Annotated in this window: 9 protein-coding genes and 1 pseudogene; 1 reads left to right on the top strand and 9 read right to left on the bottom strand. The window is 28.2% G+C overall.

Going from position 1 to position 12,631, the window contains the following annotated elements; genetic code table 11:
• Positions 1–109: 109 nt before the first annotated feature.
• The 9 genes and pseudogenes from KEC93_RS09080 to KEC93_RS09040 form a co-directional block, all read right to left on the bottom strand.
• Positions 110–487 carry a phage holin family protein gene (locus tag KEC93_RS09080; RefSeq protein WP_011969102.1) on the bottom strand — a complete coding sequence of 126 codons (378 nt, stop codon included), beginning with the start codon at positions 485–487 and terminating at the stop codon, positions 110–112.
• Positions 488–807: 320 nt separating this feature from the next.
• Positions 808–1,656 carry a metallophosphoesterase gene (locus KEC93_RS09075; RefSeq protein WP_011969101.1) on the bottom strand — a complete coding sequence of 283 codons (849 nt, stop codon included), beginning with the start codon at positions 1,654–1,656 and terminating at the stop codon, positions 808–810.
• Positions 1,657–1,695: 39 nt separating this feature from the next.
• The gene (locus KEC93_RS09070) at positions 1,696–2,892 is read right to left on the bottom strand and encodes an Mbeg1-like protein (protein ID WP_011969100.1); all 1,197 of its coding nucleotides are present in this window, start codon (positions 2,890–2,892) and stop codon (positions 1,696–1,698) included.
• 176 nt (positions 2,893–3,068) lie between these two features.
• Entirely contained in the window at positions 3,069–4,067 is a 999-nt protein-coding gene (locus KEC93_RS09065) for an inorganic phosphate transporter (RefSeq protein ID WP_011969099.1), read from the bottom strand.
• Positions 4,060–4,683, bottom strand: coding sequence for a DUF47 domain-containing protein (locus KEC93_RS09060; protein ID WP_011969098.1), 624 nt, complete (start codon positions 4,681–4,683; stop codon positions 4,060–4,062). Before KEC93_RS09060 ends, KEC93_RS09065 begins: the two co-directional genes overlap by 8 nt.
• A gap of 730 nt (positions 4,684–5,413) precedes the next feature.
• The gene (locus tag KEC93_RS09055) at positions 5,414–7,348 is read right to left on the bottom strand and encodes a [FeFe] hydrogenase, group A (protein WP_011969097.1); all 1,935 of its coding nucleotides are present in this window, start codon (positions 7,346–7,348) and stop codon (positions 5,414–5,416) included.
• Positions 7,349–7,851: 503 nt separating this feature from the next.
• Positions 7,852–8,517 carry an HAD family hydrolase gene (locus KEC93_RS09050; RefSeq protein WP_039768405.1) on the bottom strand — a complete coding sequence of 222 codons (666 nt, stop codon included), beginning with the start codon at positions 8,515–8,517 and terminating at the stop codon, positions 7,852–7,854.
• Positions 8,518–8,616: 99 nt separating this feature from the next.
• On the bottom strand, positions 8,617–9,276 hold the full coding sequence (locus KEC93_RS09045; protein ID WP_039768402.1) for a ferredoxin-like domain-containing protein: 660 nt from the start codon (positions 9,274–9,276) through the stop codon (positions 8,617–8,619).
• A 200-nt stretch (positions 9,277–9,476) separates the two neighbouring features.
• Positions 9,477–10,801, bottom strand: a pseudogene (locus tag KEC93_RS09040) (IS1380 family transposase).
• A 474-nt stretch (positions 10,802–11,275) separates the two neighbouring features.
• Between KEC93_RS09040 and KEC93_RS09035 the strand changes: the two are divergent.
• Positions 11,276–12,505, top strand: coding sequence for an MFS transporter (locus tag KEC93_RS09035; protein ID WP_077869897.1), 1,230 nt, complete (start codon positions 11,276–11,278; stop codon positions 12,503–12,505).
• The last annotated feature ends 126 nt before the right edge of the window (positions 12,506–12,631 follow it).

Genomic DNA, 12,631 nt, shown 5'->3' with positions numbered 1-12,631 from the left:
ATATAAAATTATATATTTATGTTTTATAAAAAACAAGATGCAAAATTATAGGGATGATTATAAAATAATCATCCCTAATATTGTGAAAATATTATTACTTATTAAATATTTACATTACTTTCCCGGGCAATATTGCATCTAATATTCCAATAACTAAAGCAGCTAAAATTGCTCCAATGATAGATACTGCCATAGTTGGAACAAAAAATTGAGCCACATATAATATTATTGCTGCTATGAAAAATCCTTTTATACCTCTTCCAAAAGGTGATGCATCAACACCCATGAACGCCTCTACTAGATAATCTATTACACTTATTACCACCGCAGCTATTAAAAATGACCACATTCCTGTAATAGTAAAGCCAGGTGTTAAGAAAGATGTTATGCCTAAAACTACAACTGTTAAAACCAATCTTATAATCCATCCACCTATGCTCCTGTTATTAGAACCCTCTTTTGCTGAATGTTCTTTATCATGTACCATAAATAATTACCTCCTTAAATTAAAAAATTAATTTTATTTGGGTGTAATTATATTGTTCCCACCTTATAAAAATATATTATGTTTTTTATATGTAATATTAATTAGTATATAAATGATACTTCCAATACTGTATAAATAATCAAATTAAACAAATTTTCCTTGCTCAGGTCTTGCAATTTCATCTAAATTATCTATGAGATATTTTAGATGTTCTCTCAATTCGCTCCCTTCCATGGGCTTTCCATAACTTGGAATTTCCAAATTAGGTTTTAACTCCCAAAGTAAAATAACTAAGTTTATTTTAAAAAAACTTTAAATTTCTAGGATTCATTTCTTAAAGTTATACTTAAGATTTCTGGCATATTAAATAATCTTATACCGGGTTTACTATGTCCCATTCCTCTACTTACAATAAGCTTTTTCGTATCTATTGTATAAATTCCACTGTTATACTTAGGGAAAAATTTTCTTTCTGGAGAAAGTATTCCACCTATAAATGGTAATCTAATCATTCCTCCATGAACATGTCCTGATAAAACTAAATCTATGTCAAATTTTGTATATTCTTTAAAATATAGTGGATTATGAGCTAATAATATATTATATTCTTTGGAATCGCACCTCTTTAATACTTTCCCAATTACTTCTTCTATATTTGAAGGCCTATTTCTTGTTTTATAAAATGAAAGAGGGATATTTATGCCATAAATATTAAGACAACTACCCTTTTCTTGAATAGTGAGTTTTTCATCATTTAGTATAGTTATATTAAATTCACTCAGCCTTTTTGTAATAAAATCTAAATCGTGTTTTTTTAATCTCTGTTCATGGTTACCTATAATATAATATATTTTATAACTTTTACTCAAAGTTTCTGCTAGCTTAAAAAAAACGCTAAAATCTTTATCATATTTATTAACCATGTCTCCAGTCATAACGATAATGTTTGGAGCTTCAGTATCAATTTTTTTAATCACCTGGAAATTATCTTTTCCGATAAAATTATAGTTATGAAAATCTGATAAATGAATTATCTTAAATTTATTAAATTCTTTTGGAATCTTATTACTTTTTATTTCATATTTAGATAATTTTATAATTTTATTATCTAAATATATTAATGCAGAGATTAAAGCAAAACCTGATAATGTCAATAAATTTTTAATCATTTATTTACTCCATTTCTTTCAATACTATTTTTTATACCTCTAAATCTCATTCTCAATCCTATATATCAGCTCATCAACTGCACTTGATATGCTCTGTATTAAATCTATTTGGCTCTTATCTATTATTTGTAATTTTTTTATCGACATACTTTCCAATAACTTCATTCTTACTACTACATTATTAAGCAATTCCTTTGAATTGCTTTCCTCTACAATAACAAAATCCTTCCAAAACAATAATGGTAAGATCAATATCTCTGATACAGCATATCCTATACTAAAAAATTCTTTATAGTTAGAACAACCATCATGGCAAAACATTATTAAATACTCGCCTAATGATTTAAATAGATTATCCTTACCATCAGTCCTGCACAACATGAGCTCTATTACATTTACAATGCCATCTATCACTAAATATCTTAAATTATCGGGTAAATTTGATATTATGCTGGAAGAAAAGTAATTAATTATTTTTGAAAATTCAGCTTCATTTGTCTCATCTCTTAAATTGCCATTTCCGTCTAAAAGCACACTTGCCTTGTGGTAATCAAATGGATTAATCTGGATTTCAGTTTTTATATATATATTCTTTTCTGATATCAAATTAAATAAACAATTTACATAATCGTATTTTGCATTTATAGATATAATTTTTTCCTTGTTTTTACTAATCTCTTCTCCATATCTACTGATAAATTCTTTCGAAAATCCCTGTCCATCAATAGAAACACATTTGCTTACCTTAGGAGAGAATATTGATACATATTGAGCCTTGTTCCCGCCCTTAGAATGGCCTGATACCGTAATATCACTATATTCAAGGTTATTTATATATTTTAAGGCCTCTATTTGTTCAAGTGTATCATATTCATAAGCACCTTTACCATTGTCATTCCATTCTTTTGTTGTAGCTGTTCCTCTAAAAATTACTGTTGCATTCCCCTCCTCGTTTACAAAGCAGGCATATTCCATTCCATTATTATAATCATTTATATTCTTAATTCTTAGATTACTTAAATTTGGTTTAACTTTTATTTGATTTAATATCATTATCCATTCTTTTGTATCCATTCTTATTATACAATCTCCAATGGCTTCCATAAGATAGTCAAAATTCTCACTTTTTAATAAATTATCTACAAGATTTATAAGTTTTTCATTTTCTTTTATATCCCATTTTAAATATATCAGATTATCTAGAAGTATCAACTCTTCATAAGTCAAACTGTTCATTCTTCCTCCATATAACATTAGATTGATTATCTTTATATTAATAAATTATTCATATAATATAAAAATAAACCTATAAATCTCAGTTATATGAAATCTATAGGTTTATTATTTTAAAATATCATCTATTGCATATATAAGATCTTAACATAAGTTTCTCCAACTTATTACTTAAATACCTAAATAAATAGCTTAGCTATAAATATAATAAATGCTGAAAGAGCTGCTGTTATTGGAATAGTTAAAATCCAAGCCCAAACTATATTTTGAGCAACTCCCCATTTTACAGATTTAATTCTTTTAGAAGCTCCTACTCCCATTACAGTTGTTGAAATAATGTGAGTTGTACTTACTGGGGCGTGAAATAGTGTTGCTAAAAATATTACAGCTGCGCCTCCTGTTTGAGCCGCAAATCCATTTACTGGTGTAAGTTTTGCCATCCCGCTTCCCATTGTTTTGATAATTTTTTTTCCTCCAGATGCTGTTCCAAGAGCCATAGCTATAGCACAACATGCTATAACCCATGTTGGCACTTCAAATGTACTGATAAGTCCACCACTTAATAATGCCATAGTTATTAATCCCATAGACTTTTGAGCATCATTACTTCCATGATTTAATGCCATAAGTGAACCAGCAACAACTTGTAATTTCAAAAAGATTTTATTTATTATTCCAGGCTTAAATGGTTTTAATATCCAATTTAATAATATCATTAATATGTATCCCACTGTAAAACCAATAATTGGTGCAATAAATATCCATATTACAACATCATGAAAAAGATTATACCAATTTACTACATCAAATTTCAAATTATAAGCTATTCCGCCACCAACTAGTGCACCTATTAACGCATGAGATGAACTACTTGGAATACCAAAATACCATGTTATTATGTTCCATATTATTGCTGAAATTAAAACTCCTAATATAACCCATTGAGGCATAGAATTATGACTTACTATGTTTTCTCCTACAGTTTTTGCAACCGCTGTTCCTGAGAATGCACCAATGAAATTAAAAATTGCACATATTACTATAGCTGTTTGCGGTTTAAGCGCTCTTGTTGTAATAGAAGTAGCTACCGCTGTTGCTGTATCATGGAATCCATTGATAAAGTCAAATATTAATACTGTAATTACTATTAATACTGTTATAGTCATAGTACTAAACATTCTTAATGACAACTCCCTCTACAATATTTGCAATTTTTTCACACTTATCAATAGTGTTTTCTAATATTTGATATATTTCTTTCCATTTTATAATTTCTATAGGATCTTTTTCATTTCTAAACAAGTCACCTACTGTATTTCTAAATAAACGATCTACTTCACTTTCTATTTGGTTTATTGTTACTATCTTTTCATTTATATTATTTTTACCAGCTATTAAATGAAGTTCATCCATTAATTCAGATATGAGTTTTGTAGATTTTATTATCATATCAGCTAAATATTTTGCTGGTTCTGTACTTTCAGTAACGTTAAACATTACAAATCTATGTATTGTTGAGTTGATTAAATCTAAAATGTCATCTAATCTTTTAATCAATAAGTACATGTCTTCTCTATCAAAAGGAGTTATAAATGAATCATTTAATTCTTTAACCATAACATTTACTAATCTATCACCGTTATGTTCTAATTCTTCGATCTTGCTAACATTAAGTTCAATATTGGATAATGAGTTTAGGCTTTCTCTTAATACTTTTGCACCTTCCTCTACATTTTGTGCAGCTTCTATAAACATTTTATAGAATTTATCTTCTTTTGGATTTAAATTAAACATATTATCACATCTCCCTATAAAATATAAATATTCGACATATTGTTAAATATCATAATCCAGTAACAAGTATATTCTATTTTGTAACATTTTTAAACTCTTTTTAAAAAACTTAACCTAATTTTAATATTACTCACCTTATTTTAACAATTGTAGTATTTCTTGAATCACTTCAAATTATGTTATCTTACTACTAAAAAATTAATAGCCAACATCTACTCCTTTATCAATTGATAATAATCATATGATATCTTTTATTAATTTCAAGTAAAATTTAATAATATTATCATTACTTGATCAATTTATTAGGTGATAAAGTATTAATATTACTTGGCTTAAATAAGTAAATTAAAATATTTAAAGATAATATAAACAAACACTATTCTTTATGCTATAACTTGCATAATTTCATTATACGAAATATAAATGTATTATATATAATTGAATCCGATTTTCCCTCAAAATATATTAATAGAAAATACTTATTAAATATATAATAAAATTTAACATTACATAAAGAATATTTAAATATACTCATAATCATATGAAAAAACACGTATACATTAATATTATAAATTTCAATTGCATATGTAAAGAAAATTATAAAAATACTCTTCCAAATAATAAACTGTAAAAATTATATTATTCTATATTTTAATATAATTCCAAGAAAAACCTCGATATTTAACATCGAGGTTTTTCTATAATTTTAAATCACACTCAAATTAATGTTCTAATCTTTTTTTACTCTTGGGAAATATACTGTATGAAGTAACTCATGAGCTTTATTACTTAATGGATGATCTAAATATTTTTCATATATAGCAAGTACTTCTGGATTTTCATTTGATCTTCTAAGTGTCTTTGATCTATCTATATTATTCAATCCTTCTGCTCTTTTTTGCAATGCTGCCTGCTTATTTCCCTTTGTTTTAGGTTGACCACCACCGCCGATGCATCCACCTACACACGCCATTATTTCTATTGCATGGAAGAATTCTTCTCCTGATCTTATTTTATCTAACATCTTAGCTGCTTCCCTAAGTCCATGAGCAACACCTATTCTTAATTTTATATCTCCAGCTTCAAGTTCGCAAACTCTGAATCCATCCCAACCTCTAAGGCCTTCAAATTCTATATTATCGAATCTTTCTCCAGTCATCTTTTCAAGAGCTGTTCTTGTAGCTGCTTCTATAACTCCACCTGTTCTACCAAATATAATTCCAGCTCCAGTGTATTCTCCCATAACTGTATCTATTTCTTCATCTTCAATTTCTTTTAAGTTTATTCCTGAATTTTCAAATATTTTAATAAGTTCTCTTGTTGTGATTACATAATCAACATCATAGTTCATATCTACTGAAAATTCTGCTCTTGAAGCTTCATACTTCTTTGCAATACATGGCATAATAGCAACTGAAGTAACTTCATCTCTTGAAAGCCCCTTCTCTTTTGCCCATATTTCCTTAGCCACTATAGCAAACATCTCCATTGGAGATTTAGCTGAAGAAGGAACATCTAACATATCTCCATAATTCTGCTCTATAAATTTAATCCATGAAGGACAGCATGAAGTAAGAATTGGAAGTTTTACACTCTCATCCCCAGCTAGATGTCTTTCAAGTCTTTCTTGAAGTTCTGCAGCTTCTTCCATTATTGTTAAATCAGCTCCCCAGCTCGTATCAAACACATAATCTACTCCTAGTTTTCTAAGACCTGCTGCTATTTTCTTTTCAACATTCTCTCCTGGTTCAAAGCCAAAAGCTTCACCTATCGCAACTCTAACTGCTGGTGCCATCTGAGTAATTACAACCTTATTAGGTGTTGCTAAATCTCTAAGAAATAACATAGTATTATCTCCTGCACTTATTGCATCAACAGGACATGCAGAGACACATGCTCCACAATGTGTACATCTATTATAATCTATTTCATGTTTCTTTTTTAATTCTCCATTTATGCAATCAACAGGACATGCTCTTTTACAAGCTCCGCATCCAATACATTTTTTAGTAATTGTTAATTTTACTAAATGGTTACATTGTGATGTATAACACTTCTTTTCCTCTATATGTTCTTCAATTTCTTCATAGAATTTGTCTATTATTTCTTCCATGATATTATGCTTTTGGTTCATCTTACTTTTCACTGTCACTGCAAGATTTCTCAAAAGATAAATCTCACGCATATTAGACACACCTTTACTTATTCTGTTTAATATATTAAACATTTCAGTTATGTCCTCTTTAACAACTTCATAGTTCTTATAAGATCCATCTTTAATTTTTGCTAGTAAATATTCTATATAAAATTTTTCAAATTGAATAATACAGTCTTCTTGTGATAAAACAATAATTGTTCGTGCAATATTTTCATAAAATAGTCCAAAATCAAATTCTTTATCTAAGCTGTCCTCTGTTAAAAAACCACCGAAAGGAAGTCCTATTTGAGCTGCTTTAAAGTTACTTTTGTTTATAAGCCCACCACATAATTGTATTATTTCATTAAGTGTAGCCCCTTCCGGAACTTCTATTATCCCTGGATTGTTAACTTTTCCACATATAGCAATTTTTCTGCCGTTTGACAGTTCTTTTAATTCCTCTTCGCTAAAAACAGAAAAAACTGAACCTAATGCACTTTGTATAAAAGATTTTTTATTATCTCCCATAATATTCACTCCTTAACATTTTGTCTTCTTTTTATTTTCAAATCTAATCATATAAAATATATATTATTTAGTATAATTGTTTATTATTTTTAACAAAACCGTCGCATAATAATCTATTGTATCTATTAACGCACTATTTTAATAAAGAAAATCCATATATATGATACACCATATTTCGAGAATTTTTCAAGTTAATAAAACTTTCTTAACACGTTTAATAATAAACTTATTATCCTCCCCCTTAAGTTAATAACGAGATAAATACGAAGCTCTCAATTTTATGCATCGCCAGTCTATTATAACATATATTTATAGAAAATTATTAAATATTATATGATTATTTTATAAAAAAAGACAACAAATTTATTAATAATAAATTTGTTGTCTAAAATAAGTATTATTTTAGAATAATCTCCAAGCTATGTACCGCATTTTATCAAAATAGTAAGATAATAAATATTTATAAAAACACAATTTAACGTAAATTCTGAATATATTAATTATTACCTATCAATATTCTTACTTAAATACTCCTTAATATCTAGTAAATTCTCAAAGCTTTTATGACAATACTTTAGTATATCATTGTCGGCTTTCTTAAGATCTTCTACATGTATTCCTATCATTTTAGCTTTATATGCTCCTTCAATACCTGCAGCAGAATCCTCTATAACAATACAATCTTCAGGATTTACACAAAGCTTTTTAGCGGCCTTTAGAAATATTTCTGGATCTGGTTTGGCTTTTACTACATCATCACCATAAACCATAACATCAAAATCTTCTTTGATATCAGTATTTCTAAACTGAATATTAGCTCGTTCTATTTTAGCTGATGTCGCAAGAGCTATTCTATATCCTCTCTCTTTTAGAAACTCTAAAATTTCCTTCGCCCCTTCTTTAATAGCAATTTGACCACTTTCTACTGCCTTCTTTAATTCCTTATCTTTTTCTTCATACATTTGTGTTATAGGCAAGTTTTCTCCATATAACTCTAAAAATTTCTTGATTACGTTTTTCCGTCCTCTTCCCATTACAGAAATATAGACATCATCACTCATATCATATCCATACTTCTTAAAAATCTTTCTCCAAGTCTCTAGGTATACTCTCTCTGTATCGAATATAACTCCATCCATGTCAAATAACACCGCTTTTATTTTTTTCATTATTCCCCCGTGAATTAATTTTTTATTTAATCAAAATTCTCTCTTTTTTAAAGACCTTTTAAATATCATTTATATAACTCCAAATTATGTATAAGGAATCTATATATCTATACCCTTTAAAACATCTTGATTAAATTTCTCAATTCCGATTCTATCAATAAAAAATCCCAGCTTTTCTCCTGCCTCTGCATTTTCTATATAATATTCAAAAATATTATCAACTAAACTCAATGCTTGGCTTTCTGTTATATCTTTAGCAATAATATCTGCCATTCTTGGGTTATAACCTCCTGATCCTCCTGCTGCAACAATAAAACCGGTTTTATCGGCTATCACTCCAATATCTTTACTATAAACGCTTCCACAAGCATTTCTACAGCCTGCTACTCCTATTTTAGTCCTACATGGCATTTCCATCCATTGATATTTTCTTGAAAGTTTCATTCCAGTCCCAATTGTGTTATATTTAGATCTTTTACAGTATCCAGCTGGGCACATTTCAACATTCTTAACTGAATTTTGTGTTTTAACTGCTGGTTCCATTCCAAGTTCATTCCAAACATTTTCCAAGTCTTCTTGCTTAAGATTAGTTATTAATATTCTTTGTCCTGAAGTTATTTTTAATATACCATTATATTTTTTTGCTATATCCACAATTTTTTGCATAGTTTCTATAGTAATAAAACCTCCTGGAATATGCGGAGTTATTCCAAAAGTTCTCTTTCCATTACTTATCTTCTGAAGATTTCCAAAACTCATATTATATCCTCCTCTTATGTGTATTAATAATATTTAATCCTGAATTATTCATAGATATAGTTAATAACATAAGAAAGTTAGTTTTTCATGCTATTAGCTATTTCTTTTCTTAATTTTTAATTATTTTTCTAAATATACGTACAGCTTCGCTACGGACTTTAGGTTTTAACCATATCTTACATATTAAATTGTAATCTGAATCAATTTAATAACGGCAGTGAATTGATATTTTTTAAAATATGCCAAAACTCATTTTGATAAGCACATGAACTACAGAGTTTGAATTTTAAGTATCTACTACTCTTTACAAGTTTACCAGCTACTTTAATTATTTTCATTCGTATTGTTTCTATTCTTAGAGATTTCATTGAATTTGTAAAACATAATCTTCTAATCCAATTGTTTAAATTGTATGCTAAAACCATCTCTTGAAGCTTATTAGCATTTGCGATAAAAGATGAACTACTCATTTTATCGAAAGCGAAGCCGTTTTTGCCTTCTTTAATAAAATTCTCCATTGTTCCTCTATTACAATAAAATTTTATTACAGCTTCTGGATGGCTGGTCATGTTAGTCACAACAAAAGTATAATCTATACACATTTGACCTTCTTTCTTTTCTAATTTCACAACAACTCTACGTTCTTTAGTCCATTTCTTTGCTTTATATACAAATTCACCATATATAGTATAATGGTCATAGATATTTCTTTTGCATAATATCTCCATTCTTGTAGTAAATTCTTCAGAATACTTATACAATGTTGCATTTGCTTTTAATCTTATTGCATATTTAGCATCATGTTCTTCTGCAATTTCATAAAGTCCATAAGTATAGCAAAACCGCTATCGCCACGAATGTATAGGTCTGTACAAATATATTTATTTGAATACCTTTTTAATAATGGACCAATAAAAGCCACTGTTTTTCTTGATGTATAAACATTTCCAGAACGCAACTCTGCCTTTAATAAATCACCTGTTAGTCCATCAAAAACTAATAGTGGATGATATCCATTTGCTGAATAATGTGAATTGTATGCTGAACCATATTGATTACCATAAGTTTCAAAATTAGTAGAATCAATATCCAAAATTATTTGATTTGGCATATCAATTGAGTATACTTTATCCAAAACCAACTCATTTATTTTATTAAATTGTCTTAAGTTTTCTTTATCGAGATTGTTATTAAAACGTGAAATTGTAGGCTGTGAAGCTAGTGCATTTTTATCTAAAATTGTAGTAAGCGCTGGATCATATCTTAATTCATCTGAATTATCGTCGGTTGTATAGCCAGCTATTCTTTGATAAACTTTTTGTAGTAATATCTCTTCGTTTGTATGTTCTCTATGATTAATTCCATCATTAACATAAAAAACATCTTTTACAGTTCTTGAAAAACCTATTCTTTCATCAAATTCACTATATAAAATAAGACCAGAATCTGATGTTAAATTTCCACCATCAAAATTAATTTTTACATTTCTCTTGAAATTCAAAGATTTTTCTAATAAACTACCCATATAGACTCTCCTTTGTTAATTGTTTTTTTTCGCAAATTAACCATAACAAATTTGAGTCTATTTTTCTATATTTTTTCACTTAATAAGTGAAGTTTTGAATTTGTTAAGAACAGCTTAACGAGCCATGCAAAGCATGTTTCATATAATTTTATGAATAATTCAGGTTAATACCAGATTAATGTTTATTTTATCATATTTTTAACATAAATAATTATTTACAGTTGATAAATTCTTCTTCAAAATAACTTTTTAATATTAGTAACAAAGCTATTTATTGTGTCCAAAATAGTTTTTGCTAATAACTGTATCCGCAATTCTAAAAGAAAATAATTCCATTATTAACTTGATACGCGTTCTTCACCAGTATATACTATTAATAATGCTATTTAATATATTATAAACCTATAAGTTACTTATGTTTATGAATATTTATTTAGCCATAATACTCTATATACAGAAAGGTTCTGAAATATAATGATTTCAACTAAAGACAATTCTTCTTTGCTTAAAAACAAATCATTAAGACTATTAATGACAGCACGTGTATCCACTAATTTCGCATATCAAATGATTACAGTTGCTATTGGATGGCAAATGTATTCCTTAACTCATTCAGCATTTTATCTAGGTCTTGTTGGACTAGTTCAGTTTTTACCAATGCTTTTTCTCTCCCTTTTTGTTGGACACATATCAGATAGATATGATCGCAGAAAAATAGTAACCTTAAGTCAAGTAACTCAAAGTGTGTTTATTTTTATTATGGCTTTTGGGAATTATAATGAGTTAATTACTAAAGAGCGATTTTTAATTCTCATTTTCTTTATAGCGGTAGCTCATTCTTTTGAAGGTCCACCAATGCAAGCCTTATTGCCTAATATCGTTAGTAAGGAGATTTTCCCGCGAGCTTCTGCTTTAATGTCTTCAGTTTCAGAATTTGCAGTTATTATAGGACCAGCTGTTGGCGGAATTTTATATACGTTTGGCACAACACTAGTTTTTTTATTAACTGGTATCTTATATTTAATATCAGGTATTCTTATATATCATATTTCAATTGAGAAAGAAATTTTTAAATCTGAGCCAACTAGCATAAAATCTTTATTCGCAGGAATATCTTTTATAAAGAGTAGACCTATAATACTTGGAGCAATATCACTAGATTTATTTGCAGTATTATTTGGTGGCGCAACTGCCTTACTTCCAATATACGCAAGTAGCATTCTAATGATAGGTTCTTTTGGTTTAGGCATACTAAGATCTGCTCCTGCCGTTGGAGCATTATTAATGTCTGCTTATCTTGCAAGGAAACCATTAAAGCACAATGTAGGGAAGACAATGTTCATAGCTGTTATATTCTTCGGTTTATCTACTATAGCTTTTGCAATATCTAGATCTGTTATAATATCTTTCATTGCTCTTTTGATTTTAGGTGCTTCCGATGTAATTAGCGTTGTTATACGATCTACGCTTGTTCAACTTAATACTCCAGATTATATGAGAGGAAGAGTTAGCTCTGTAAATATGATATTCATAGGAACTTCTAATCAGCTTGGTGAATTTGAATCAGGAATTACAGCGTCTTTATTCGGGACTGTTCCCGCTGCTCTTATTGGAGGCATTGGAACTATAGCAGTTGTAATGTTATGGATGAAATTATTTTCTTCTATATTGCATGTTGATAGATTTGAAGCAAGCAAAAACTAAAAATGTATTTTTAGTTCATGAATTTTTTAATTAAATATTTTAAATAAAAAAACTTTAAATAGTATTATAGTAACCATTTAAAGTTTTTTACTTTGTAATAATAAATGCGCTACACCATTTATAATA

This window comes from Clostridium beijerinckii (assembly GCF_018223745.1).
In the GTDB taxonomy this organism is placed as follows: domain Bacteria; phylum Bacillota; class Clostridia; order Clostridiales; family Clostridiaceae; genus Clostridium; species Clostridium beijerinckii.
The sequence above is the reverse complement of the archived record's forward strand: the minus strand, read 5'-3'. Positions and strand labels throughout refer to the sequence as shown.

Excerpts from the sequence above, each read along its gene's own strand:
- KEC93_RS09050 (WP_039768405.1), bottom strand. The coding sequence starts at position 8,517 with ATGAAAAAAATAAAAGCGGTGTTATTTGACATGGATGGAGTTATATTC.
- KEC93_RS09080 (WP_011969102.1), bottom strand. The coding sequence starts at position 487 with ATGGTACATGATAAAGAACATTCAGCAAAAGAGGGTTCTAATAACAGG.
- KEC93_RS09070 (WP_011969100.1), bottom strand. The coding sequence starts at position 2,892 with ATGAACAGTTTGACTTATGAAGAGTTGATACTTCTAGATAATCTGATA.
- KEC93_RS09045 (WP_039768402.1), bottom strand. The coding sequence starts at position 9,276 with ATGAGTTTTGGAAATCTTCAGAAGATAAGTAATGGAAAGAGAACTTTT.
- KEC93_RS09075 (WP_011969101.1), bottom strand. The coding sequence starts at position 1,656 with ATGATTAAAAATTTATTGACATTATCAGGTTTTGCTTTAATCTCTGCA.
- KEC93_RS09035 (WP_077869897.1), top strand. The coding sequence starts at position 11,276 with ATGATTTCAACTAAAGACAATTCTTCTTTGCTTAAAAACAAATCATTA.
- KEC93_RS09055 (WP_011969097.1), bottom strand. The coding sequence starts at position 7,348 with ATGGGAGATAATAAAAAATCTTTTATACAAAGTGCATTAGGTTCAGTT.
- KEC93_RS09065 (WP_011969099.1), bottom strand. The coding sequence starts at position 4,067 with ATGTTTAGTACTATGACTATAACAGTATTAATAGTAATTACAGTATTA.
- KEC93_RS09060 (WP_011969098.1), bottom strand. The coding sequence starts at position 4,683 with ATGTTTAATTTAAATCCAAAAGAAGATAAATTCTATAAAATGTTTATA.